This is a genomic window from Ruegeria sp. ANG-S4 (assembly GCF_000814005.1).
Lineage (GTDB): Bacteria > Pseudomonadota > Alphaproteobacteria > Rhodobacterales > Rhodobacteraceae > Ruegeria.
In genome coordinates, this window is sequence record NZ_JWLK01000006.1 from 144,514 (window position 1) to 168,038 (window position 23,525).

The window sequence follows — 23,525 nt, forward strand, 5'->3', positions numbered from 1 at the left end:
TTTTGGCCGGGCTAGGTCATTGGCGGACGGAACAATGCGTGCAGTTTGTTATGCAACCGAAACGGCCCCATGTCCTTATCCTTGGCAGCGCGCCGTCTGCGCTGAGCGCGCGGGATTGGCCGCGTGGCAGGTTTTCACACATCATTGCAATCAATAACGCCTGGCGTGTCAGGCCCGATTGGGACATCCTGATCCACCCCGAGGACTTTCCGGATGCCAACAAACCGGACGTTATCGGCAGCCACCAATGCTTTGTGACGGCGCACGAATACGTTCCATTGCAGAACGAGTATGGCGGATTCGTCTACGCTGGCGGAACGATGGCATTCACTGCGGGGTATTGGGCGCTTGCCGCTCTGAAACCTGCTGTGATTGCGTATTTCGGCTGCGACATGGTCTACCCACGGTCCGGAAAAACCCATTTTTACGGAACGGGCGCGGCCGATCCATTGCGACGTGATGTGACCCTGCGCTCGCTCGAAGCCAAATCAGCGCGGCTGGCCCTGTTTGGGGCCGCCCAGGGATGCGGTGTCGTGCGCCTTTCGACCGGGGAAAGCCGACTGGTCTTTCCGCCTGTGTCGATGGAACGGTTGAGCGAAGCATCAATGCCCTGTCCGAAATCTATGGGACCAGCGCTGACACGCGAAAGCGAGTTGGGTTATTTTGATCCGACGGGCCGTTATTGGGACAAACAGCACAAATACGATCCAGCAAGCATCGATGCTTTGGATCGTCTTTGGTTGGACGCTTACAGAAACGCGCGAATGGCACAGGTTGCCTGAGTCAATTGGGGCTTCGGCTTATCCGGCGGCGAATGCGGCCCATGCCCATGCCATCGCAATGTAGGTCAGATTATGCATGAGCTGGTCCAGACCCGTCGCCCGCCAGAATGCTGCCTGATCGGGCCTAAGCTCTTTTTCGTCCGAATAGCGGGCCTTGGCAAAATCGATGTGGAAATGAACGATCCATTCCAGTGCGGCAATGATCAGGATGAATTCTACGGGTGCGCGAAACAGTGCGAAAATGATGACGGAACCCACGACATGCACCGCAGCATGTTGAGCACGCCCTATGTGAAAATATGTACTCCGCCCCGAAAGCATCTTGGGCGTCTGTAAGTAAAAGTCGGCAAACATGTGTTTGATCTGCAGCAGGCAGAGCAGCAACAAAACGGTGCCTAGCGTGGCAGGCAAATGAACCCTCCCGATATCGTCCTGATCCGAACACTAGGATGTAATTTCGACATGCGCAAATGAACTAGTTCACATAAGGCGAATTTGGCGCAAATTGGAAATCTATTTGCGTCTTTGGTTGGGAATGCGGTATTTTAAAACAGGAGTATTCGTGCCGAAATCAAGGGTTTGATAGGCAGACCAGTAACCGGGGGCGAGTTTTATCGAGCGGACGATTTTTCAGTTCATCTGGAAATACTCCAGACGCGACCAGTTGATTCTGCTGGCCGTGACGGCGACGCTGTTTCCGTTGCTCTACCTGACACTCGAGCTTCCGAAGCGGATCATCAACGACGCCATTGGTGCCTCCAGCACAATCGTGAACGTTTGGGGGTTCAGCCTGCCCCAAACGACATTCCTGATGATCCTGTGCTTTGCCTTCCTGCTTGCAGTTCTGGCGCATGGTTTGATGAAAATGCGCATCAACACCATGAAGGGCGTCTTGAGCGAGCGCATGCTGCGTCGCTTTCGCTATCAGTTGATCAGCCGCGCCTTGCGATTTCCTCAGCCTTATTTCGAGCGCGTCAGTCAGGGCGAAATGGTCTCGATGATCACTGCGGAAAGTGAACCGATGGGCGGCTTGATGGGGGATGCGATCAGCCAGCCGGTGTTACAGGCGGGTCAAATGATCACCATTTTGTCCTTCCTTTTTCTGCAAAGCGTCTGGTTCGGGTTGGCGGCGGTGGCTCTGATTCCTCTGCAGGCCTGGTTGATCCCGAAACTGCAACGGCAAATCAATCTTCTGAACAAACAGCGCATCCAAGAGGTGCGCGTGCTGGCCGCCCAGATCGGCGAAAACGCCGCGGGCGCAGCGACATTGCGGGCCAATGGCGGCTGGCGCTATCGCCGGGCGATGATTTCGGACCAATTGGGTCGCCTTTTCGGCATTCGGTTCGAAATCTATCAGAAGAAATTCTTCATGAAGTTCATCAACAACTTCATTTCTCAGATTACGCCCTTCATGTTCTATCTGGTGGGCGGGCTACTGGTGTTGCAGGGGTCAGTCTCGTTGGGGGCGCTGGTGGCCGCGCTGGCGGCGTACAAGGACCTGAGCTCTCCGTGGAAGGAATTGCTGGCCTATTACAACCAAACACAGGACATGTCCTTGCGTTGGGGCGTTGTAATCGATCGTTTTGCCCCTGATGGAATGACGAATGAGGCGCAGTTTGAGGGCGAGCCTGAAACGCGACCACACTTGAATGGCGACATCGTATTAAACCAGGTGTCTGTGCGCGACATCGACGGTAATCAAATCCTGGATGATCTGGACCTGACCTTTCCAACCGGCAGCACAATTGGCATCGCGGCCCAATCCGAGGAAGACCGCCGCGCAGTGGCCGAACTGTTGACCCGCGAGATTCTGCCCAGCTCGGGCCGGGTTGAAGTTGGCGGGCAGAATCTGGCCGAGCTGCACCAGGGCGTGGTTGCGGCACGCATCGGTTACGCGTCGTCCCGGCCGGTGATGTTTCAGGGGTCGTTGGGTGACAACGTGATGATGCCGATGCGATACAAGCCGGTCTCAAAGCCCACTGAAACCGAGGAATTCGCGGAAACGCAGCGCGCGGGAAACAGCAGCGATCCGTTTCAGGCAGACTGGCTGGACCCGACACTCGCCGGACTTGAAAGCAAGGGCGACTTGCGGGAGTGGTGGCTAAAGCTGATAGACGGGATGGGTTCGGGCACCGCGCTGTATCAGCGCGGGGCCGAGCAGGTCTTTGATGCAAAGAACCACGCAGAGCTTGCAAAAAAGCTGGTCGAGCTCCGTCCAGTCGTCCAACAGGCCGTGAGACGGGCCGAGCTGGATCAACAGGCGCTGATTTTCGACCGCGCTGTATACAACGCTGCGCTGCCGGTTGCCGAGAACCTTTTGTTTGCTACCCCGCGCGTCCCGGTCACGCAGGAGTTGTTGGCGCAGCAAACAGTGTTCCTGAGCCAATTGCGCGAACTGGGTCTGGACGAGACCCTGATTGGCCTGACCCGCGATGTCATCGACATGCTGCGCCAGATCTTCGGCCTTGATGGCACAGATCATCCGCTGTTCCGCAAATTAGGTCTGCAAGCGCAGACTTATGAGGCGGCTGTTGAGTTGGTCGAACGCACCCGGAAAGAAGGTGGTCAGGGTCTGGACGACGATCAGCTGGCGAACTTGCTGGCCGTGCCGTTCGTGATATCGGCCGAGCAGATCGGCCCCGCATTTACCGATGAATTGAAAGACCGCATTCTGGAATTGCGGGCCAGCCATTCAGACAAGCTGATGGAACGGCTGCAAGACGTCTTTGTGCCATTGGATGCCGCCGAATTTGCCCCGGGCCTGACCGTGATGGAAAACGCCCTGTTCGGAAAGGTCAGTCAGATCGGAGGCGCCCGGTCGGATGAGGTTCGAAAACTGATCGTCGATGTTTTGGCAGAAAACGGGGCACGCCCGTTGGTGGTCGAATTGATCTACGACATTCCGGTGGCGATGGGCGGTCAGAACCTGCCAGCCGTGTTTGCAGAGCCGCTGGCTTTTACCCGGGCAACGATCAAAAAGCCTGACATTTTGATTTTGGAAAACGCTCTGGCCAGCTATGACATGGAAACCAAAGTCGCGGTGTACAAGAACCTGCGGCAGTTGCTGCCAGACACCACGGTCATCTACCTGAACGACCAGTTTCAGAACCCGGAAGTGTTCGACATGTATGTCGAAATCCGGCAGGGTCGGGTTGTGACTGACGAAGGACCCACCAACGTCGAAGAAGACAGCGCAGCCTCAGCCGATCTGGCACGCAAGCTGCGCGCCTTGGAGCAGACGCCACTGTTTTCCGGCCTGGACAGGCGGCAATTGCGCCTGTTGGCCTTTGGTGCGCGATGGTTCGATGCGGCTGCCGGACAGGTTATCTTTTTGAAGGACGATCAACCCACAGATGGCGCGTACGTTGTTCTGGCAGGTGAAGCAGGGCTGTACCTGCCGCAACCGGACGGGCCGGACAAACTGATCCTTGCTGTCGGGCCCGGCGCCCTTGTGGGCGAGCTTGGACTGATCCGCAAGGAACCGCGCGCGCTGAGCATGGTGGCAGAAACGGAGTTGTCCTGCCTGCGCATCGGCGAAGAAGAATTCTTGGCTGTGGTTGAAAACGATGCCGCCACAGCCTTCAAACTTTTGCAGGTTATTGCGGGCTACGTGTCGAACTAGCGAACAGTTCGCCAACCTGCCGCCAATCGCGCCTGTCACCCTTCGTTTGTTGGTGCTCCGCCCTGAAAGGCGTTTCCGTTGGCATAGTCGCATGGATCTTCCTGCATCTGCAGATGCAAACCTTCTCCAGTGAAGGGATGCGCGCGAGCCAGGTCTTCGTCGACGTCTATTCCGAGTCCCGGCGCGGTCGGCGGGATCACAAAACCATCCTGAATGCGAATGGAGCCTTTGATCAACTGATCGTGGAACGGCGTCTCGATGGTCTCCAGCAGCAACAGGTTGGGGATCGATGCCGCAAGTTGAACGTTGGCGGCCCATTCTATCGGACCCGCATAAAGATGAGGCGCCATCTGCGCGTTGAAAACTTCGGCCATCGCGGCAACTTTCTTCATCTCCCAAATCCCACCGGCGCGGCCCAGTGCGGGCTGAAGGATTTCGGCGGCTCCAGCGCGCAGCACAGCGCCGAATTCTGCTTTGGTCGTCAACCGTTCACCCGTGGCGACGGGTATGCGAACATTTCGAGTTACACGGGCCATGTCTTCGATCATGTCCGGCGGGGTGGGTTCTTCGAACCACAATGGCGAGTACGGCTCGAGCGCCTGACCCAAACGAATGGCGCCGGCGGTGTTAAACTGTCCATGTGTCCCGAACAGCAGGTCCGCCTTGTCACCGACAGCTTCACGAATGGCTTTGCAGAAATCCACCGACAGCGAGATGTCGGACATTGCCGGCATATGCCCGCCCCTGATTGTATAGGGGCCTGCCGGGTCAAATTTTACCGCCGTGTAGCCAAGTCCTACCATTTCTTTGGCACATTCAGCCGCCAATTCGGGTGACGTCCAGAAATCGGTCGGATTGTGCCGGGGCAGGGGGTACAGATAGGTGTAGGCCCGGATTCGCGCATTCATGCAGCCGCCCAATAGTGCGTAAACGGGCCGGTCGCGATGCTTGCCCAGAATATCCCAACAGGCGATTTCCAAACCGGAAAACGCACCCATGACTGTGAGGTCGGGGCGTTGCGTGAATCCGCTTGAGTATACCCGGCGAAACATAAGCTCGATGTTTTCGGGGTTTTCTCCTGCCATGTGGCGTTCGAATACGTCGCGGATAACGTGCCGCATGACCTCTGGTCCGACGGATGATGCATAACATTCACCCCATCCGGTTATTCCGGTGTCGGTCGTGACTTTGACCAAAATCCAGTACCGCCCACCCCAGCCGGGTGCCGGAGGAGCCGTGACAATCACGTCGAGGTCTTGAAGTTTCATCCGCGCACCGTTTTCCTGTCCAATCTTGGTTTTGGGCACGGTGACCTGCAAAGATGTGATCTGCAAGGCAGTTTCCGGCAAATATTCGTCGTTTACGGGGTTTCAGGTCTGGGTCGCAGAAACAGGACGAAGCCCCCAAGCATGAGCATCAGCGCCAGCAGGAAGGGCGCACCGGGCAGGTAAATTGGAGCGCCGCTGCGAATGAACTCGGCAAAGACGCTGGTCATGACCAAAGGTGAGATGATCATCGCAAGGGCATGAAGTGCCGCCAAAACGCCCTGCAATTCACCCTGTTGCGAATCCGGTGTTGCCTTGGACATCATCGCCTGCAAGGCCGGGGTCACAACGGCCCCCAGCGCCGTTATTGGGATCAGCAACAACGCGAGTGTCCCGCTGGTCAGAAACGCCAGCAGCATAAAGCTGAAAATCTCGATACCCATACCCCAGACGATAGTCTTTCTCTCCCCCAGATATTTGGTTGCCGGTCGAATCAATCCGCCTTGCACGGCGGCCATTCCCAGCCCGTAAACGGCCAGAGACAGGCCGATCATCTGCGGCGACCAACCGAAGCGTTCCAATGTGAAATAGGACCAGATGGCAGGGTAAACGTAGATCGAAATGGAATACAGAAAGTAGACACCCAGCAAAGGTCGAATGCCGGGCAATGCCGATATTGCCTGCAAAGATCCAACGGGGTTGGCGCGGCGCCAGCGGAACGGGCGCCGGTTTTCATCCGTGACTGTCTCCGGCATGACCAGCATGCCAACCAAGCAACCGATGGCGGATAGGCCCGCGGCAGCCCAGAACGGCGCTCGCGTTCCGAATTCACCCAGCAGGCCACCCATCAAAGGGCCAAGGACAAATCCCAGGCCGAACGCCGCCCCGAGCAAGCCGAAGTTGGCGGCTTTTTCCTCGGGTTTGGACACGTCGGCCATAAAAGCGGCGGCAGTCGAATGTGTTGCGGCTGTGATCCCGCCGACAATTCGACCCAGCAGCAGCAACCAGATGCTGCCCGCCACCGCCATGACCACATAGTCCAGCGCCATTACGAACAGCGAAACCAGCAGCACGGTTCGCCGCCCATAGGCATCGGACAGATTGCCAAGAACAGGCCCGAACAGGAACTGCATGGTTGCGAACGCGGTGCTTAGAACACCGCCCCAGATCGCCGCATTCGCCAGCGAGCCGCCCTGCACCTCGACAATCAGTTGCGGCATGATCGGCAGGACCAGGCCAATGCCCATCGCGTCGATCATTACGGTTCCAAGAACAAACAAAAAAGGCAGACGCATGGCGGTCCAAAGGTTCGGATTTGCCCGAAACCCTAGCGTCCGCCTGTCCATGTGAAAAGAGGCGTCGTTGGCACAGACGCGGGGTCACATTTGCTGCGCGGCTTCGTCCATCAGCTTGGCCAACTTCCGGGGTTGGGCAAAGAATGGCGAGTGAGAGCTTTCGATGCTAAACCGCAGATGCGGCGCGGCGCACTCACTCATTTTGGATTGATACTCTGTCGGAACGATCCGATCATCCGTTGTGCGGATGTAAGCCTTGCGGACTTGTTCGAAACCGTCGCCGACAGGCAACCCGGTGTCTTGCGGTCGGATTGCCTGCGGGCACAGGCGGGCAAGGGCATAGGTGACGACATCAGACGGGCAGTCATGATAGAGCAAAGCGTGTACGCGGTCGGGCAATACACTATAGGACGACCCGTCTGCGGCCTTTTCCAGCGCGTCGCCAATCAGTTGCCGGGGCGCGCGTTTTCGCATCTCAATCAAAGAGTGTCCGGCATCAGGAACATAGGCGCAAACATAGATCAAACCGCGCATCGCATCCGGGTTTGCGTCGGCCGCCGCGCTGATCGGAAAGCCGCCCCACGAATGCCCGACGACAATGGTCTCAGAGGTCGAAGCGTTCAGAACGGCATTCCGGCACATTTCGAGCGTTACATCGGCCACCGGAGTAGGATCTGATCCGTGGCTGGGAAGGTCGATTGCGCGCGCCGTGTGGCCAAGCGCGCTCAATTCGGGGATCAGATCCCGCCAGCACCAGGCACCGTGCCACGATCCGTGAACCAATAAGAAATCTGCCACCTAGGGCTCCTTTAAATATGACCGATCCGGGTCAGGAAATTCGTAAGTATCTCTGCGTATTCCGAGGGCCTTTCAACGCAGGGCAAATGGCCCGCCCTTCGGATCAAGTGAAATTCAGACCCCGGAACAAGGTCGACCGTTTCCCTGACCAGATCGGGTGGGGTCGAGCCGTCTTCGCTGCCCGCGATCCCCAGTGTCGGCAGGCGCAACCCGCTGGTTGGCGTATAGAAATCCGTTCCCGAAATAGCAGCGCAGCATCCCAGATAGCCGTCAACAGGCTGCCGGGTCATCATGTTGCGCCAAAGGGTCAGTTCCGGGCTGGCCTGAAAGGTGCGGGAAAACCAACGTTCCATTGTGGCATCGGCCAGCGCTTCGATGCCACCCTGTTGAACAGCGGTCATCCGCTCCTGCCAGATCTTCGGCGTGCCAATTTTCGCGGCCGTATTTGACAGAACCAAAGCGCGGACCTGGTCCATTCGCTTTACCGCCAAACCCTGTCCGATCAATCCACCAATCGACAGCCCGACGAAAACGCAGTCTTTGACCTGCAAATGGTCCAGCAGCCCCTCGGCGTCGCGCACCAGTGCACCCATGGTATATGGGCCGGGCGGTTGTGACGACAGCCCGTGCCCGCGCTTGTCATAACGAATCACGCGCAGACTTTTGGGAAGGTAGGGCAGGATCGGGTCCCAAAGGCGCAGGTCGGTGCCCAGCGAATTGGCCAACACCAGCGGAACACCATCTGGGTCGCCATCAATCCGGTAATGCAGTCGCACATCCCTGAGTTCGGCAATATTCATCTTCTATTCCTGTCCGTGAGCCAGACGTACCTACGGATTTTGCACCGTCGATATAGGGATGTCAGGTAAGGAATTCCAACGCTTGCGCGAAAACCTGCGGATCGGTATTGCCGCCCGACGCAACCACGATGACCGTATCTCCTTCAATCTCATCCTTTCGGAACAGGGCCGAGGCCAGAGACACGGCACCACCCGGCTCAAGCACGATTTTCAGGCGCAAGAACGACAATGCCATGGCGTGAAGCGCCTCTTGCTCGGTCACTGCAAGTCCGGGTCCGCAAAGGCGCTTCAGGATCGGGAAGGTGATTTTTCCGGGCTGCGGTGTCAGGATCGCGTCACAAATGTTGCCCGATGCAGCATTGTTGTTCTGAATTTGCCCAGTCAGCAGCGACCGTTTCACGTCATCAAATCCTTCAGGCTCGCATGGTCTTGGTCTCAGCCCCGGCGCGTGACCCTCAAGAGCGAGCGAAATGCCAGCGGTCAGTCCGCCGCCGCCGCAACAAATCAGAACATCGGCCTCTGAAACGCCCAGGTCGTGGGTCTGGCGGGCCAGCTCCAGCCCAACAGTGCCTTGCCCGGCGATGACCTGTGGCTCGTCATAGGGGCGGATCAAGGTCAGGCCGCGCTCGGTCGCCAATGTCTCACCAATTTCTTCGCGGCTTTCATCGGCGCGATCGTACAGCACGACCTCGGCCCCCAACGCGCGCGTGTTTTCGATTTTCAGCTGTGGTGCATCGGCTGGCATTACGACGACTGACGCGATGCCATGCTGCGTCGCTGCATAAGCTACACCCTGTGCATGGTTCCCGGATGAATAGGCAATTACTCCGCGTTGACGCACTGACTCGTCCAGCGCGGAAATCGCCGACCAAGCACCGCGATACTTGAAGCTGCCTGTGTGCTGCAAGCATTCGGGTTTGACCAGAACGCGGCGACCGGCCAGCTCGTCCAGAAATGGCGAAGACAGGATCGGTGTCTCTCGCGCGTGTCCTTTGAGCCGTTCAGCGGCGGCTTCGACCAATTCCAGGGTACTCATGCGGCATCCAGTATTTTGCGAATAATATCGAGCGATTGTGGTTCATTCAGGAACGGCACATGACCCCGGTCCGGCACCTCTGCAGAGATCAGACCGGGATGGCGTGCGTGCATCTCTTCCACTGTCGCTGCCCCCAACACATCCGAGTTCGCACCCCGGATCACACCGGTTGGAATGTCGCGCAGCGCCTCGAAAAACAACCACAAATCCGGGGTCGCACCACTTGCTGCCTGCTCCAACAGCGCTTTACGCAGGGCTTCATCATAGCGCAATTTCAGGCCGTCGTCGGTTTGCTCAAACTGGATTTCTGCCTGACGCCTCCAGACATCCAACGAAACCCCGGGAAATTGCGGTTCCATGATCTGTTTGAGAGCTGTGGCAGCCTCGTCATAGGTTTTTGCTGCCGGTCTTTTTCCGACGTAGTCCATGATTTTGGCGATACCTGCAGCCTCGATAACAGGTCCAACATCGTTGAGAACGACACCCGCAAGACGCTCGGGATTGCTGGCGGCCAGTGCCATTGCAATAAGCCCGCCCCGAGAGGTGCCCAGTATTGTGACCTTCTCAAGCTCCAAATGATCCAACAGCTCGACGACATCATGCGCTTCGCGCAGCACATTGTAGTTCATGTAGTCCGGGTCATAGTCCGATTGCCCGCGCCCCCGGTAATCCATCGTGATCAGGCGCAGGTCGGTGGCATGGGGTGCGAAGTAAGAGAAGTCTTTGCTGTTGCGAGTCAGACCCGCCAGACATAGCAGCGCTGCGCCAGAACCGGTTTCTTCGAAGTGAATCCGCAACCCGTCTGAAGTGTTGAAGAACGCCATCAAAGACCTGCCAGTTGCGGAATTGTCCTATGGTCGGGCAGAACATGCGCCGGGGTCCAGGGCAATCGGTCCATAGGCTCGCCCGCACGATTGACCCAGGCTGTGACGAATCCATAGCCGCTTGCGCCAGCGGCATCCCATCCGTTCGAACTTACAAACAGAACTTCATCTTTCGCGCACCCGAACCGTTGCTGGACCAGATCATAAACGCGCGCATGGGGTTTGAAGACACCCACGCTTTCAACCGACAAAACATCATCCAGAACCGATCCGATCCCAGCAGACTGCACCGCGCCATCAAGCATCGGCGGCGAGCCGTTGGACAAGATGGCAGTTTGGAGTCCACCGGATTTGAGAGTCGCAAGCATCTGGGGAACTTCGGGATAGGCCTGCAACTCCCAATACAGATCCAGCAAACGTTGCCGGAGTTTGGCATCACCCTGCAAGCCTGTCGCTTCCAGCGCCCAATCCAGCCCGTCCTGCGTCACGTCCCAAAAATCGGCATGTGCATCCGCGACTGCGCGCAGCCACGTGTATTGCAACTGTTTCAATCGCCAATGGTTAGCCAGTTCGGGCCATTTGTCCTGCAAAGCCTGAAATTCAGGCTCGGCTGCTGCCTGTCGCGCGGCGGCGGCCACATCGAAAAGCGTGCCATAGGCGTCAAAGATGCAAGTGGTGATGGCCATCCGTTCCTCCCGTAATCGGATGCAGGTTGGCACAAGTGTCTGGGGGGTTAAAGAGCCCAGGCTTTACAACGCGGTACCAAGCCCTAAGCTTGGCCGTTCAATGCGCTAGCCCGGAGGCACAAATGACCGCGATCAAAGACGGCGACACCGTTCGCATCCACTACACTGGTACGCTGTTGGATGGTAAGGTTTTTGACAGTTCCGATGGTCGTGATCCGCTGGCGTTCACCGTTGGGTCAGGGCAGGTTATCGTCGGGTTAGACGCCGCGCTGCCGGGCATGGAAGTCGGCGAGAAAAAAAGGGTCGAGATACCGTGCGCCGATGCCTACGGGCCGATCAACCCGGGCGCGCGCCAACAAATTCCGCGCGAGGGTATTCCAGACGACATCCCACTTGAGCCGGGCACGCAACTTCAGATGCAGACGCCGGATGGGCAGGCGTTGCCGGTCACCGTTGTCGACGCAGACGAAGCGACCGTGACCTTGGATGCCAATCATCCATTGGCCGGGCATGATCTTGTATTTGATATTGAGATCGTTTCGGTCAACTAGCGCCCGCTAGCGGAATGATCATCTTTGGATCAGCGACTCGAATGCGGAAACGACCTCTGGCTGTGTGAAGAACAGGAACGCCGTCAAAAGCGCCACCAGTGCGACAAGCAGCATGCGTGCCCGACCACCGCGAAGACCAGATTTGTGGCGCGTGGTCATACCACGGCCGTTGCTGGCAAGGATTTGTTCAACTTTGCTCATATTGCTATCCCTGCCGGGTAAAGATGGTCAAATCTTGACGTCAGCAGGGAAAGAAATGGTCACATATGGTCAGGTTGTGGCATTCCCAGTATGTGATAGCCGCCGTCGACGCGTATGATTTCACCCGACGTGAACATCCCGGCATCCGATGTCAGGTAGACGGCAGTTCCGCCAACCGCCTCAAGCGTCGCGTTTGATCGCATCGGCGCGTTTTGATCGCAGAACTTGTAGGTTTTTCGCGCGCCGCCAATTGCGGCGCCGGCCAACGTCTTCATTGGTCCGGGAGAAATCGCGTTCACGCGGATGCCTTCGGGGCCAAGATCGTTGGCAAGATACCGGGTTGCCGACTCCAGTGCGGCCTTCGCGACGCCCATGACGTTGTAGTTGGGGACAACCTTGTTCGAACCCTGATAGGTCAACGTCAGCAGGGTGCCTCCATTCTCCTGCATCAAAGGATAGGCGCGGCGGGCCACTTCGATGAAGGAATAGGCGGATACATCGAGCGAGTGTTTGAAGTTTGCCCGCGTGGTATTCAGGAAACGGCCGGTCAGTTCAGACTTGTCCGAGTAGGCAATGGCGTGAACTACAAAGTCGATGGTGGGCCACCTCGCGCCCAGTTCATCAAAGGCGCGTTCCAGCGATTCGTCGTCAGTGACATCCGCATCGACCATGAAGTCACTGCCGAGGCTTTGGGCCAGTGGTTCCAGTCGCTTTCCGAATGCCTCGCCCTGATACGTGAATGCCAGTTCCGCGCCGGCCTCGTGCATTGCCTTGGCAATACCCCACGCGATTGACCGATCATTGGCCACACCCATGATCAGGCCGCGTTTTCCCTTGAGAAGATCCGACATCGTGTTCACCCGTTATATTTCGATAGAACCATGGACCCATTGGTGCCGCCAAAGCCGAAGCTGTTGGTCATGACACTGTCCAAGCCTGCGTTTTCAACAACTTGCGTTGCAATTTCACCGGGCAGGATGCCTTCGGCTAGTGTGTCGACATTGATCGACGGCGTAATGAAATCATTGTCCAGCATGAGCAGGCAGAAGATCGCCTCCAAAGCGCCTGCCGCGCCTTGCGCGTGTCCGGTCATTGATTTGGTCGATGAAATCGGGGGCACGTTGCCCTCGCCAAAGATACGGCGGACAGCTTCGACCTCGCCGACATCCCCGACCGGGGTCGACGTTCCGTGCGCGTTGATATAGCCGACTTTCCGGCCTTCGGGCACGGTCGACAGGGCCAACCGCATCGCGCGTTCACCGCCTTCACCTGACGGTGCCACCATGTCGTGACCATCCGAGGTGGCTGCGTAACCGGTCACTTCGGCATAAATCTTGGCCCCGCGGGCCAGCGCATGTTCCAGCTCTTCCAGAACGACGATTCCACCGCCTCCGGAAATGACGAATCCATCGCGGTTTTCATCGAATGCGCGCGAGGCCTTGTCGGGTGTGTCATTGTATTTCGAGGACATCGCACCCATTGCATCGAACAGGCAGGACAGGGTCCAGTCCAACTCCTCGCCGCCACCTGCAAACATCACGTCCTGCTTGCCCAGCATGATTTGCTCGGCAGCGTTGCCGATACAGTGCAGCGACGTCGAGCAGGCCGATGTGATCGAGTAGTTGATACCCTTGATTTTGAACGCGGTGGCCAAATTCGCAGAGATTGTCGAGCACATGCACTTTGGCACGGCAAATGGCCCGATCCGTTTGGTCGCACCTGTTTTGAGCACCGTTTGATGCGCGGTCAGCATCGCGCTGGTTGAAGGCCCGCCCGATCCGGCGACCAGACCCGTGCGCGGGTTCACCACCTGATCCTCGCTCAAACCGGCGTCCGCAATCGCCTGGTTCATGGCGATGTGGGCGTAAGCCGCCCCCGGCCCCATGAACCGTAGCGTGCGCTTGTCCACATGTTCGGAAACGTCAATTTTTAATGACCCGGCGATCTGGCTGCGAAACCCGTGTTCAACCATCTGCTCATTGGCTTCGATGCCGGATTTGCCGGATTTGAGAGAGGCCAGAACCTCCTCGGCATTGTTCCCGATGGAGGACACGACCCCCAAACCGGTGACAACTACTCGACGCATGTGCGTGCTCCTTATTTCAGACCGATCCGGTTCAGGCTTCGGACAGAACGACCTTCATGTCTTTGACGTCGTAAATCATTTCGCCGTCTGCTTCGACGATACCATCCGCCACACCCATCGTCAGACGGCGGGTCTGTATCGCTTTCTTGAAGTCAATTTTGTACGTCAGCATCTTTCGATCAGGGCGTACCATCCCGGTCAGTTTGACCTCGCCAACGCCGACAGCCATGCCGCGCCCCTGCCAGCCGCGCCAACCCAGATTGAAACCGGTCAGTTGCCACAACCCGTCCAGACCCAGACAGCCGGGCATGATCGGGTTGCCCGGGAAATGGCATTCAAAGAACCACAGATCCGGCGTGATATCGAATTCGGCCAGAACGTGGCCTTTTCCATGGGCACCACCGTCGGCGGAAATATCGGTGATCCGGTCCATCATCAGCATCGGCGGAGCGGGCAGCTGCGCATTGCCGGGGCCGAATAACTCGCCACGGGCGCATTTCAGCAGATCGTCCTTGTCAAAGCTGCTCGGGAATTGGGCCATTCTGCCGCCTCTCCTGCCAGGGGTCCGTTCGTTATATCTGGCCTCGTCTAGCACCCGTATGCAAGGTCCTGCAAGAGCGGCACGTCTCATCTTGTTGTGCTTACGACATTCCTTGCGAATGAATTTCATTTGAAATTGCAGGTCCGCAGCACTTATATATATCCTCAGCGAAAACGGGTATCGGACAAATGACACCTCAGAGCCGAAACATAGCGACAGAATGGCTGGTGAATGCCGGACTGCGACCGACGCGTCAGCGCGTTGCATTGGCGGAACTGCTTGTGGGCGATGGTCGTCATCGCCACGTCACGGCGGAAAGTCTGTTTGAGTCGGCCAAAAGCAACGGCGATGCCGTGTCGCTTGCAACTGTCTACAATACGCTGCGCGCCTTTTGTGATGCCGGCGTTTTGCAGGAAATTACGGTTGACGGTTCCAAAAGCTATTTCGACACAAACACACATGATCATCCCCACTTCTTTTGGGAGGATGAAAGCCGTTTGAGTGACGCACCGTCAGATCAGTTGGTGATCAAGCGTCTCCCGGAAGCTCCCGAAGGGGTCGAGATCGCATCGGTTGACGTTGTGATCCGTCTGCGCCGGAAATCCTAATAGTAAAAGGCGACCTCTGGTTGTCTTTTGATGAGGCCGTTGCGTGTCCCGATTCGGACGCGTGAGCCGCACAATTTCGTGACATTTCGAATAGGATTGCGATCTACGTGCGAATGTGACCAGATCGGTCGCGAAACGGCGCGGAGACCAGCATGCCCCATCCTTTAGTTACACAAGAGATGATTGACACATATCAAGCCGACGGCGTCGTCTTGGTGAAAGGGTTGTTTGCCGATCACGTTTCGGAACTGCGCGAAGGCATCGCAGTGAACATGGCAGAGCCGGGCCCTTACGCCTCGGAAAACAAAAAGGAGGGCGAGACCGGGCGGTTCTTTGACGATTATTGCAATTGGTCTCGGATTCCCCAGTTTCGTGCGGTGATCGAGTCGTCGTCTGCCGCCGAAGTGGCCGCCGATCTGATGCAATCCGATCGCGTACAAATGTTCCACGATCATGTTCTGGTCAAAGAGCCTGGTACATCAATGGCCACGCCGTGGCATCAGGATGGGCCTTACTACTTTGTCGAGGGGCAACAAACGGTCAGCTTCTGGTCCCCGCTGGACCCGGTCAAGCAAGCGACCTTGCGCTGCGTTGCGGGCTCACATCGCTGGGAGAAAGAGGTATTGCCCACGCGGTGGGTCTCGGAAGCGGGGTTTTTCCCCGACGAGGGCCAGTACATTCCTGTCCCGGACCCCGACGCCGAAGGAATGCGGGTTGTCGAATTCGAGATGGAGCCTGGGGACGCTGTCGCTTTCAATTATCGAACGCTGCACGGCGCGCGTGGCAATCAGTCGGACAGCCGCCGCCGCGCGTTTTCGTTGCGCCTGGTCGGTGACGACGCCCGTTACGTCGAACGCCCGGGCCGGACGTCTCCTCCGTTTCCGGGTCACGACATGGTGTCGGGGCAGCGACTGCGAGAGGATTGGTTTCCGGTACTGTTGCAGCGGTAAGACAGGATCAGAACCACTGACCGGGTTCCATCAGGCCCAATTCCATCAATTGATGTGAATTCCATTCAAATGGTGTCGATCCTCGCCATTGAAAGCTCTGAATATCGAAGGTCGATCCTGCGTTTGATTTGAGCGCTTTGGCTGCGCGGAAGGAGCAGACGGCTGCCGTCAGGTTGTGATGCCATGGGCAGGAATAGGTATTGTACTCGGCAATATTGAACGTGTGGTCCGGTTGCAGTTCCAGTCCCTTTCTGGCCTTGAACAGCGCGATTCGATCAATACGACGTCGGGCATAGGGGATGTGGTCTTCAAAGCGCCAGCGCAGTCCGCCCGACATGTCCAGCTGCCTTTCCAGCGCTTCCCCGGACGCCGTATGGCGTGCATGTGCATAGTATCCAATGCGGTCGAGCATGGCATGGTCCACGGCGACACCGTTTGGGTGGCGGGCCAAATCGTCGGCATAAAGGTCGACGACATGAACCATCATTGCATCGCGCCGCTCTTCCGAATGAAAAGCCAGCAGTTCCAGGGTATTTCGCGTTTCGCAAAATGGGTAGAACAGGTACTCGGCGTTATAGCCATAATACATCCACACCCCCGGGGCGGCTTTGATGACTTTGTTGATGGTATCGAACACCACTTGACGCGGCGCGCAGGACAACGTGACCCGGTGCACGTTTGCCGGCAAGTCTTGGGCCAAAACAAAGTCGTCCGGCATGAAAAAGATCACGGATTTGAACCCAAGCTTCAAATGATGCTGCAGGGTGCTGTCCAGTTCCACGTCGTCTTCCGCAAATAGCAAGGCAATTGGACCCTGCGCCAAAACCGCTCGACCCGACTTCAGAAAATGATCTACAGAATCGAACTGCATTGCCCGTTTCGGCTCCGCCTTGCTGGAAGTTTTTGCCAAATTCAGGTAAACGCGCCGCCATTGCAAGCGGCGTTCGTTGCGTATAGACGACGCCGACCCAGCGAGTGCAAAGGCTTGTCCCATGTCCGAACCCAAAAAGCTGTATATCAAGACCTACGGCTGCCAGATGAACGTTTACGACAGCGAACGTATGTCCGAGGCACTGGGCGGGCAGGGTTATGTCGAGACCAAGTCGCCCGACGACGCGGATATGATCCTGCTGAACACCTGCCATATTCGCGAGAAAGCTGCTGAAAAGGTCTATTCCGAACTTGGGCGGTTCAAGGGATTGAAGGCTGACAATCCGGACCTGAAGATCGGTGTCGCCGGCTGTGTTGCACAGGCCGAAGGTGAAGAGATCATGCGTCGCCAGCCCCTCGTTGATTTGGTCGTGGGCCCGCAAAGCTATCACCGTCTACCCGAGATGGAGGCGAAGACCCGCACCGGCGAAAAGGCGCTGGATACCGATTTTCCTGAAGAGGACAAATTCGAAAAGCTCAAGAACCGGCCCAAGGCAAAACGCGGGCCGACGGCTTTTCTGACCGTTCAGGAAGGCTGTGACAAGTTCTGCGCCTTTTGCGTCGTGCCTTACACGCGCGGCGCTGAGGTCAGCCGACCTGCCGATCGTATCATCCGTGAGGCGCAAGACCTTGTGGAGCGTGGCGTGCGTGAGATCACCTTGCTGGGCCAGAACGTCAACGCCTATCACGGCGCAGGTCCGAATGGCGAGATGACCCTCGCAGGTTTGATCTGGGAGCTGAACAAGGTCGACGGGCTGGAGCGTATCCGCTTTACCACCTCTCATCCGAATGACATGAGCGATGACCTCATTGAGGCGCATGGCACCTGCGACAAGCTAATGCCTTACCTTCATCTGCCGGTTCAGTCCGGGTCGGACAAAATCCTCAAGCGGATGAACCGCAGCCACACGGCTGAAAGCTATTTGCGTCTGATCGAACGGATTCGCGCGGCGCGCCCGGACATTCTGATGTCGGGTGACTTTATCGTGGGCTTCCCGGAAGAGACCGAAGAGGATTTTCAGGCAACGATGGACCTTGTTGAAGAGGTTCGGTACGGCTACGCCTACTCGTTCAAATATTCGACACGTCCTGGCACGCCTGCGGCAGAACGGCCACAGGTCGACGCGGAACAGGCGGATGACCGCCTACAACGTCTCCAGGGAATGATCACGCGTCACCAACGCGAGATTCAGGAGTCGATGGTTGGGCGGAAAGTCAGCGTACTATTCGAAAAGCCGGGCCGTCAGCCGGGTCAAATGGTCGGAAAATCCGAGTATCTACACGCGGTTCACGTGGCCAGCGATGCGCCCTCGGTCGGTGAACTGCGCGACGTTCGCATAGTGGCGTCGGGCGCAAATTCGTTGGCCGGCGAATTGCTCTGATCTAAGCCTTCAGCACCCAAAGTGACATCGTAACCAGAAATTTACCCTTGATTTAGGGAATAAAACTATGCTCCGACATATCCCAGTTTTTTGACCGGGGTGCGCGTCCTCAGTGGCCTGAGTTACAGGGCAGCTGGTCGCAAAAAACGCCGGGAGGGTACGAGTGGTGAGCAGCGCGCGTTTTCAACGATCGAACTGTTTTGGTTTTCTGTCCGCTGTTGCGCTGGCTTTGCTTTTTGCAGGGCCGTCCGGGGCAGGTGATGTAATCGGCGACGTGACAGAGCCGGATGTCCTTTCGCCTGAAACCATTTCTTCAGACGTCAGCGCCTTCTACCTCGGCCTTAGCGGCGGATATGGATGGGGCAGGAACGATCGCTTCGGCCTTGCCGTCCCCGGGGACAGGCTGCGTATCGGTGATCTGGAACCCAGTGGTGGCTATGGCGGCATTCGTGCCGGTTGGCGCGGTTCTGTGCCCACGATCGGCGGACGCGATTATGTCTATGGGTTCGAACTGCTGTATGATTTCGGCGCGCTTGAGGACAGCACATCGACCCAGATTGGTGGCACCACGGTCGACGCGTCATCTGAAATCTCAGACATACTGTCGATCCGGTTTCGAAACGGTATCACGAATCGCAGTCGCAGCATGTTGTATTTTTTCTCGCTCGGGTACGTGCAGGGGGATGTCAAAACCTCCACCTCGTTAACCAGCGTGGATTCGGTCAGCGATTTTGAAGAATCTGACAATCGGAATGGTTTTTCAGCAAGTCTCGGTGCAGAACACCGGTTCAACGAGAATTGGTCCGTCACCGGGGAAATCGAATACTATCAGTTCGACTCCAAAAACGTTGATTTCGGTTCGGGGTTTTCAACCAAATCGACCCCGAGTTTCAGCGGTTTACGCGTTGGGTTGAATTATACGTTTTAGGGCCGTTGGCCGTGTCTGCGCATTTCTGTGGTGACATTGCCTGAAGCCGGATTGCGGCTTGATCGGCGCTTTTGCCATTTCATGCCGAAAAATCCATTCTGCCGCTTGCACCCGGCCAAGGTTGTTGTCTACGCTCAAGATGAAACGCCAAAACAGGAGAACGTATTGGCCATCGGTGCCCTGACCCCACCGCCAGACGACATGCCCCAGCGCGAGGCTTTTGTTGAATTTCCCGACAACCGGTTATTGATTGATCTATGCGGCGAATATGACCGCAATCTTGCCGATATCGAACAGAAACTCATGGTTCAGATCGTTCGGCGAGGGAACCAGTTGGTCGTTATGGGCGACGAAGGCGCTCAGAAACAAGCGATCGAGGTTTTGCAGGCGCTTTATACCCGTCTGGAAGGCGGTCGCGAGGTCGAAGCCGCGGATGTAGATCGTGAATTGCGCATGGGCAACTCCGAGGTCGGAACCGGCACAAGAGACGGTGACCAGCTTGAGATGTTCAAGGGTGGCACTGTCGAAATCAAAACCCGGAAAAAGCTGGTCGAACCCCGAACAGATGCACAAAAAGCCTATGTTCAATCGCTTTTCAACAACGAACTGGCCTTTGGAATCGGTCCCGCGGGAACCGGCAAAACCTATCTGGCGGTGGCTGTTGGGGTTTCGATGTTCATCGGCGGCCATGTGGACCGGATTATCCTGAGCCGCCCGGCGGTCGAAGCTGGCGAAAAACTGGGGTACCTGCCCGGCGACATGAAGGACAAGGTCGATCCTTACATGCAGCCGCTGTATGATGCGCTGAATGACTTTCTGCCGGGGAAGCAACTGGCAAAACTGATCGAAGAAAAGCGAATCGAAATCGCTCCGCTGGCGTTCATGCGCGGTCGCACCTTGGCAAATGCCTTCGTTGTTCTGGACGAAGCGCAAAATGCGACAACCATGCAGATGAAGATGTTCCTGACTCGTCTGGGCGAGGGCAGTCGCATGGTCATTACCGGCGACCGGTCTCAAGTCGACTTGCCACGCGGGGTGCAGTCGGGTTTGGCGGATGCCGAACGTTTGCTGAAAATGATCCCGAATATCAGCTTCAACTATTTCACCTCGAAAGATGTGGTCCGCCATCCGCTTGTCGCCGCCATTATCGAGGCGTATGAGGCCGATGCCGGTCGGGACGCAAGCTAACCCATCGAACCCGAACGGCGCTGCAGCTTTGGACCTTGGGTATGAACCTGGACATATCGATCGAAGATGCGCGTTGGCAAATGCTCGAAGCCCTTGCGCGCCCTGCTATCCTGGCCGTTCTGGATCATTGCGGGGTAGAGCACGGCATTTGCGAAATCAGCATCCTTGGCTGCGATGATTCGCGCATCGCAAAACTCAACGCGGAATTTCGTGAGAAACCGGTGCCGACAAATGTGCTCAGCTGGCCATCCGCAGAGTTGTCCGCCGAAGAGCCCGGACACGAACCTTACCCGCCAGAGGCCGATTTCAGCGGCGAGATCGCGCTGGGCGACATTGCAATCTCATACGACACCTGCGCGCGGGAGGCGTCAGAAGCGGGCAAGGAAATGGACGATCATGTCACACATTTGATCGTTCACGGCGTTTTGCATTTGCTGGGCTACGATCACATTCGTGACCCGGACGCCACTTTGATGGAGGGCGTCGAGGTCGAGATACTTGGCAAAATGGGTAAAGATAACCCATATAATACATGACACAGGGCGCGAGCCCGGATCATTTGGAATAGGATAATGGGCGATACAGACGGCAGTTCTAGGGCGGCGCACAGCGCGCATCCAGAGAACGGCAATGAACAAAGCGAAGAGAAAAGCGGACTGATTTCCCGACTTTTCGATGCATTTTCTTCTCATACTGAAGAGGCTGAACCGGTGAACGGAACGCCAGTCAGCCCGCCCCAGTCGCGCGGCATGATTAACTTGCGGCGGATGCGGGTCGAAGATGTGGCAATACCAACGGCCGAGATCATCTCGGTACCGCTGACAACCACCAAGGACGAATTGGCAGAGGTGTTTCGCGAAAGTGGCCTGTCCCGTATCCCCGTTTATGACGGCACTTTGGACACGCCGCTCGGCTTTGTGCACCTAAAGGATTTCGCGTTGACCCACGGGTTCAATGGCAATTCAACGGTGTTTGATCTGAAATCGATGCTGCGTACGTTGTTGTTTGTTCCACCGTCCATGCCGATCGGCGTTCTTATGACCAAAATGCAGACCGAGCGGCGGCACATGGCCCTTGTGATCGACGAATATGGTGGTGTCGATGGTTTGCTGACGATCGAGGACCTGATCGAACAGGTGGTTGGTGAGATTGCCGACGAACACGACGCGCATGAAGATCGGCTTTGGGTTCAGGAAAAACCCGGATGCTACATTGTTCAGGCACGGGTTCCACTTGAGGAATTTGAAGCTGAAATCGGTCGCTCTTTGACCAGTCACGAAGATGTGGACGAGGAAGAGATCGAAACTCTGGGCGGTTTGGTCTTCATGCTTTCTGGCAGGGTGCCTGCGCGCGGAGAGGTCGTTCTGCACCCCGAAGGCCCTGAATTTGAAGTGGTCGATGCTGACCCGCGCCGCATCAAACGGTTGCGTGTGATGCTTCCGGATATCGCTCAATGAACCCTGCCCATGGCTGGTCTTTTGGGGTCAGGCTTGCGTTTGCTGCGGCACTTGGTGTTGCAGCTGCGTTTGGGCTGGCCCCTTGGGGGCATTGGTGGGCGACGCTGATCGGGTTTGTCTTGATTGCGCCGCTGTACCTGTCTTGCGAAACACCCCGCAGGGCCGCCTGGCTCGGTTGGGTTTTTGCGACCGCGTACTTTGCCAATGCGCTCAGTTGGATCATCGAGCCATTTCTGGTGGATGCGGAGCGTCACGCCTGGATGGCCCCGTTCGCATTGGTTTTTATGGCGGGCGGGCTTGCGATCTTTTGGGCGTTGGCATTCTGGCTGACTCGCAGGATTGGTGGGCGCCCCGTGCAGCAGGGATTGATCCTGGCACTTACCCTGGCGCTGGTCGAAGTTGCGCGGGGTTACGTTTTGACCGGGTTTCCATGGGCGGGCGTTGCGCAGGTCTGGGTGAATACATCGGTGGCGCAAGTCCTGTCCATGATTGGGCCCTACGGGTTGGGGGCATTGACGTTGCTGGCGACCCTTCCAGTGGGGGCAGCAATAAACACCGCCAAGAGCCTGCGCGATATTGCCTTGCCCGCCAGCGCTACAATCGCCTTTGCTTGTTTCGCACTGGTCTACGCTGTCACGCGCCCCGAAGTTACACTTACGGGTCACGTCGTACGTTTGGTTCAGCCCAATGCCCCACAGCACCAAAAGTGGGATCCGGACTATGCGCCTTTGTTCTTTGCCCGTCAGGTCGAATTCACCGCCGCCGAGCCACGACCGGACCTGATCGTTTGGCCGGAGACATCAATACCTGCCTGGTTGAGCAGTGCGCAGCCATATCTTGACGCAGTTATCGGCGCGGCGGACGGGACACCCGTGGTTCTGGGCATTCAACGTGGTGATGGCCCGCGCATATACAACTCGATGATCTACCTGGACGAGGACGGTCAGCAGGGGGGGCTTTACGACAAACATCACCTTGCCCCCTTCGGCGAGTATGTCCCTTTCGGTGACTTGATGGGGCAATTTGGGATCTATGGCATGGCCGCAACCGCAGGCCATGGGTTCAGCGCCGGGCCGGGTGCCGCGCTGTTGGATGCCGGCCCATTGGGAAAGGCGTTGCCGCTGATTTGCTACGAGGCGGTGTTTACGCAGGATGTCCTGTCCGCGCCGGGGCGCGCCGACTTTCTGTTGCAAATCACAAACGATGCCTGGTTTGGGACACGGTCTGGTCCTTACCAACATCTCGCGCAGGCGCAGATGCGTGCGATTGAGCAGGGACTGCCGATGATGCGATCGGCAAATACCGGAGTGTCGGCAATGATCGACCCATTGGGGCGCGTGACGCTGTCACTTGGGCTGGGTGAGGCAGGGTTTATCGACGCCGATTTGTCGCAACCCCATCCGCCGACGCTCTATTCACGGATTGGCGACATTGGCGTTTTTGGCGTGCTTTTGGTTCTGTTTGCAGTGTTTTGGCGCAACGCTCGCACAGGAGCGGCAAATCGGGATTGACCCCGCGCGCGTGCAGGCGTATCCCCGCGCAGGCCCGTCACAACGGCTTCCTGGCGTGACGGAGATAACTTAATGGAGCACTTT

At 57.2% G+C, this 23,525-nt stretch carries 24 protein-coding genes and 1 riboswitch; of the genes, 11 read left to right on the forward strand and 13 right to left on the reverse strand.

What is annotated here, in order from left to right:
• Positions 1 to 50: 50 nt before the first annotated feature.
• The gene (locus tag RA28_RS18535) at positions 51 to 782 is read left to right on the forward strand and encodes a hypothetical protein (protein ID WP_039532071.1); all 732 of its coding nucleotides are present in this window, start codon (positions 51 to 53) and stop codon (positions 780 to 782) included.
• 18 nt (positions 783 to 800) lie between these two features.
• Here the strand turns inward: RA28_RS18535 and RA28_RS18540 are convergent, their stop codons facing one another.
• Complete coding sequence (locus RA28_RS18540) at positions 801 to 1,193, reverse strand: DUF3307 domain-containing protein (RefSeq protein ID WP_039532073.1); 393 nt, start codon at positions 1,191 to 1,193, stop codon at positions 801 to 803.
• 214 nt (positions 1,194 to 1,407) lie between these two features.
• On the opposite strand from RA28_RS18540, the gene RA28_RS18545 reads away from it, so the two are divergent.
• On the forward strand, positions 1,408 to 4,404 hold the full coding sequence (locus RA28_RS18545; protein ID WP_082029863.1) for an ABC transporter transmembrane domain-containing protein: 2,997 nt from the start codon (positions 1,408 to 1,410) through the stop codon (positions 4,402 to 4,404).
• A gap of 35 nt (positions 4,405 to 4,439) precedes the next feature.
• On the opposite strand, the gene RA28_RS18550 is transcribed toward RA28_RS18545, so the two are convergent.
• From RA28_RS18550 to RA28_RS18580, 7 genes are all read right to left on the reverse strand, one after another.
• A complete protein-coding gene (locus RA28_RS18550) occupies positions 4,440 to 5,672 on the reverse strand; it encodes a mandelate racemase/muconate lactonizing enzyme family protein (protein WP_039532577.1) in 1,233 nt (410 codons plus the stop codon).
• Positions 5,673 to 5,764: 92 nt separating this feature from the next.
• A complete protein-coding gene (locus tag RA28_RS18555) occupies positions 5,765 to 6,964 on the reverse strand; it encodes a TCR/Tet family MFS transporter (RefSeq protein WP_039532579.1) in 1,200 nt (399 codons plus the stop codon).
• An 84-nt stretch (positions 6,965 to 7,048) separates the two neighbouring features.
• Positions 7,049 to 7,762 (reverse strand): alpha/beta fold hydrolase, encoded by a 714-nt coding sequence (locus RA28_RS18560; RefSeq protein WP_039532076.1) that lies wholly within the window; start codon positions 7,760 to 7,762, stop codon positions 7,049 to 7,051.
• A gap of 11 nt (positions 7,763 to 7,773) precedes the next feature.
• Complete coding sequence (pcaD, locus tag RA28_RS18565; RefSeq protein ID WP_039532078.1) at positions 7,774 to 8,562, reverse strand: 3-oxoadipate enol-lactonase; 789 nt, start codon at positions 8,560 to 8,562, stop codon at positions 7,774 to 7,776.
• Between the two features lie 61 nt (positions 8,563 to 8,623).
• The gene (locus RA28_RS18570; RefSeq protein ID WP_039532079.1) at positions 8,624 to 9,598 is read right to left on the reverse strand and encodes a threonine ammonia-lyase; all 975 of its coding nucleotides are present in this window, start codon (positions 9,596 to 9,598) and stop codon (positions 8,624 to 8,626) included.
• Positions 9,595 to 10,422 (reverse strand): alpha/beta fold hydrolase, encoded by an 828-nt coding sequence (locus tag RA28_RS18575; RefSeq protein WP_039532080.1) that lies wholly within the window; start codon positions 10,420 to 10,422, stop codon positions 9,595 to 9,597. The genes RA28_RS18570 and RA28_RS18575 overlap by 4 nt, the downstream gene beginning before the upstream one ends.
• Positions 10,422 to 11,108 carry a haloacid dehalogenase type II gene (locus RA28_RS18580; RefSeq protein ID WP_039532081.1) on the reverse strand — a complete coding sequence of 229 codons (687 nt, stop codon included), beginning with the start codon at positions 11,106 to 11,108 and terminating at the stop codon, positions 10,422 to 10,424. The genes RA28_RS18575 and RA28_RS18580 overlap by 1 nt, the downstream gene beginning before the upstream one ends.
• 122 nt (positions 11,109 to 11,230) lie before the next feature.
• Between RA28_RS18580 and RA28_RS18585 the strand changes: the two genes are divergently transcribed.
• The gene (locus RA28_RS18585; RefSeq protein ID WP_039532082.1) at positions 11,231 to 11,659 is read left to right on the forward strand and encodes an FKBP-type peptidyl-prolyl cis-trans isomerase; all 429 of its coding nucleotides are present in this window, start codon (positions 11,231 to 11,233) and stop codon (positions 11,657 to 11,659) included.
• A gap of 18 nt (positions 11,660 to 11,677) precedes the next feature.
• Here the strand turns inward: RA28_RS18585 and RA28_RS18590 are convergent, their stop codons facing one another.
• From RA28_RS18590 to fabA, 4 genes are read right to left on the reverse strand one after another with little or no spacing between them, the layout of a single operon-like run.
• Complete coding sequence (locus RA28_RS18590; RefSeq protein ID WP_039532084.1) at positions 11,678 to 11,860, reverse strand: hypothetical protein; 183 nt, start codon at positions 11,858 to 11,860, stop codon at positions 11,678 to 11,680.
• A gap of 59 nt (positions 11,861 to 11,919) precedes the next feature.
• Positions 11,920 to 12,711, reverse strand: a complete 792-nt coding sequence (locus RA28_RS18595; protein WP_039532087.1) for an enoyl-ACP reductase FabI — start codon at positions 12,709 to 12,711, stop codon at positions 11,920 to 11,922.
• Between the two features lie 5 nt (positions 12,712 to 12,716).
• Positions 12,717 to 13,946, reverse strand: coding sequence for a beta-ketoacyl-ACP synthase I (gene fabB, locus RA28_RS18600; protein WP_039532089.1), 1,230 nt, complete (start codon positions 13,944 to 13,946; stop codon positions 12,717 to 12,719).
• A gap of 31 nt (positions 13,947 to 13,977) precedes the next feature.
• Entirely contained in the window at positions 13,978 to 14,487 is a 510-nt protein-coding gene (gene fabA, locus RA28_RS18605) for a bifunctional 3-hydroxydecanoyl-ACP dehydratase/trans-2-decenoyl-ACP isomerase (protein WP_039532090.1), read from the reverse strand.
• Between the two features lie 188 nt (positions 14,488 to 14,675).
• Here fabA and irrA point away from each other — a divergent pair, with 188 nt between their 5' ends.
• Together irrA and RA28_RS18615 are read left to right on the forward strand one after the other, a co-directional pair.
• Positions 14,676 to 15,095 (forward strand): iron response transcriptional regulator IrrA, encoded by a 420-nt coding sequence (irrA, locus tag RA28_RS18610; protein ID WP_039532091.1) that lies wholly within the window; start codon positions 14,676 to 14,678, stop codon positions 15,093 to 15,095.
• A 152-nt stretch (positions 15,096 to 15,247) separates the two neighbouring features.
• The gene (locus RA28_RS18615) at positions 15,248 to 16,045 is read left to right on the forward strand and encodes a phytanoyl-CoA dioxygenase family protein (protein WP_039532092.1); all 798 of its coding nucleotides are present in this window, start codon (positions 15,248 to 15,250) and stop codon (positions 16,043 to 16,045) included.
• Positions 16,046 to 16,052: 7 nt separating this feature from the next.
• Here the strand turns inward: RA28_RS18615 and RA28_RS18620 are convergent, their stop codons facing one another.
• On the reverse strand, positions 16,053 to 16,916 hold the full coding sequence (locus RA28_RS18620; RefSeq protein WP_039532581.1) for a hypothetical protein: 864 nt from the start codon (positions 16,914 to 16,916) through the stop codon (positions 16,053 to 16,055).
• A gap of 121 nt (positions 16,917 to 17,037) precedes the next feature.
• On the opposite strand from RA28_RS18620, the gene miaB reads away from it, so the two are divergent.
• From miaB to lnt, 6 genes are all read left to right on the forward strand, one after another.
• On the forward strand, positions 17,038 to 18,357 hold the full coding sequence (miaB, locus tag RA28_RS18625) for a tRNA (N6-isopentenyl adenosine(37)-C2)-methylthiotransferase MiaB (protein ID WP_039532093.1): 1,320 nt from the start codon (positions 17,038 to 17,040) through the stop codon (positions 18,355 to 18,357).
• 166 nt (positions 18,358 to 18,523) lie between these two features.
• On the forward strand, positions 18,524 to 19,285 hold the full coding sequence (locus RA28_RS18630) for an outer membrane protein (protein ID WP_152612109.1): 762 nt from the start codon (positions 18,524 to 18,526) through the stop codon (positions 19,283 to 19,285).
• A 165-nt stretch (positions 19,286 to 19,450) separates the two neighbouring features.
• On the forward strand, positions 19,451 to 20,473 hold the full coding sequence (locus tag RA28_RS18635) for a PhoH family protein (protein WP_039532583.1): 1,023 nt from the start codon (positions 19,451 to 19,453) through the stop codon (positions 20,471 to 20,473).
• A gap of 41 nt (positions 20,474 to 20,514) precedes the next feature.
• Positions 20,515 to 21,009 carry an rRNA maturation RNase YbeY gene (gene ybeY / locus RA28_RS18640; protein WP_039532096.1) on the forward strand — a complete coding sequence of 165 codons (495 nt, stop codon included), beginning with the start codon at positions 20,515 to 20,517 and terminating at the stop codon, positions 21,007 to 21,009.
• A 36-nt stretch (positions 21,010 to 21,045) separates the two neighbouring features.
• The gene (locus RA28_RS18645) at positions 21,046 to 21,930 is read left to right on the forward strand and encodes a hemolysin family protein (RefSeq protein WP_039532099.1); all 885 of its coding nucleotides are present in this window, start codon (positions 21,046 to 21,048) and stop codon (positions 21,928 to 21,930) included.
• Complete coding sequence (gene lnt / locus RA28_RS18650) at positions 21,927 to 23,441, forward strand: apolipoprotein N-acyltransferase (RefSeq protein ID WP_039532100.1); 1,515 nt, start codon at positions 21,927 to 21,929, stop codon at positions 23,439 to 23,441. The genes RA28_RS18645 and lnt overlap by 4 nt, the downstream gene beginning before the upstream one ends.
• Before the next feature lie 31 nt (positions 23,442 to 23,472).
• A riboswitch (SAM-SAH riboswitch) is annotated at positions 23,473 to 23,521 on the forward strand.
• The last annotated feature ends 4 nt before the right edge of the window (positions 23,522 to 23,525 follow it).

Coding starts and splice junctions, on each gene's coding strand:
- fabA (WP_039532090.1), bottom strand. CDS start 14,487: ATGGCCCAATTCCCGAGCAGCTTTGACAAGGACGATCTGCTGAAATGC.
- RA28_RS18580 (WP_039532081.1), bottom strand. CDS start 11,108: ATGGCCATCACCACTTGCATCTTTGACGCCTATGGCACGCTTTTCGAT.
- fabB (WP_039532089.1), bottom strand. CDS start 13,946: ATGCGTCGAGTAGTTGTCACCGGTTTGGGGGTCGTGTCCTCCATCGGG.
- RA28_RS18645 (WP_039532099.1), top strand. CDS start 21,046: ATGGGCGATACAGACGGCAGTTCTAGGGCGGCGCACAGCGCGCATCCA.
- miaB (WP_039532093.1), top strand. CDS start 17,038: ATGTCCGAACCCAAAAAGCTGTATATCAAGACCTACGGCTGCCAGATG.
- RA28_RS18570 (WP_039532079.1), bottom strand. CDS start 9,598: ATGAGTACCCTGGAATTGGTCGAAGCCGCCGCTGAACGGCTCAAAGGA.
- RA28_RS18620 (WP_039532581.1), bottom strand. CDS start 16,916: ATGCAGTTCGATTCTGTAGATCATTTTCTGAAGTCGGGTCGAGCGGTT.
- RA28_RS18615 (WP_039532092.1), top strand. CDS start 15,248: ATGCCCCATCCTTTAGTTACACAAGAGATGATTGACACATATCAAGCC.
- irrA (WP_039532091.1), top strand. CDS start 14,676: ATGACACCTCAGAGCCGAAACATAGCGACAGAATGGCTGGTGAATGCC.
- RA28_RS18595 (WP_039532087.1), bottom strand. CDS start 12,711: ATGTCGGATCTTCTCAAGGGAAAACGCGGCCTGATCATGGGTGTGGCC.
- RA28_RS18535 (WP_039532071.1), top strand. CDS start 51: ATGCAACCGAAACGGCCCCATGTCCTTATCCTTGGCAGCGCGCCGTCT.
- RA28_RS18585 (WP_039532082.1), top strand. CDS start 11,231: ATGACCGCGATCAAAGACGGCGACACCGTTCGCATCCACTACACTGGT.
- RA28_RS18555 (WP_039532579.1), bottom strand. CDS start 6,964: ATGCGTCTGCCTTTTTTGTTTGTTCTTGGAACCGTAATGATCGACGCG.
- ybeY (WP_039532096.1), top strand. CDS start 20,515: ATGAACCTGGACATATCGATCGAAGATGCGCGTTGGCAAATGCTCGAA.
- pcaD (WP_039532078.1), bottom strand. CDS start 8,562: ATGAATATTGCCGAACTCAGGGATGTGCGACTGCATTACCGGATTGAT.
- RA28_RS18590 (WP_039532084.1), bottom strand. CDS start 11,860: ATGAGCAAAGTTGAACAAATCCTTGCCAGCAACGGCCGTGGTATGACC.
- RA28_RS18575 (WP_039532080.1), bottom strand. CDS start 10,422: ATGGCGTTCTTCAACACTTCAGACGGGTTGCGGATTCACTTCGAAGAA.
- lnt (WP_039532100.1), top strand. CDS start 21,927: ATGAACCCTGCCCATGGCTGGTCTTTTGGGGTCAGGCTTGCGTTTGCT.
- RA28_RS18550 (WP_039532577.1), bottom strand. CDS start 5,672: ATGAAACTTCAAGACCTCGACGTGATTGTCACGGCTCCTCCGGCACCC.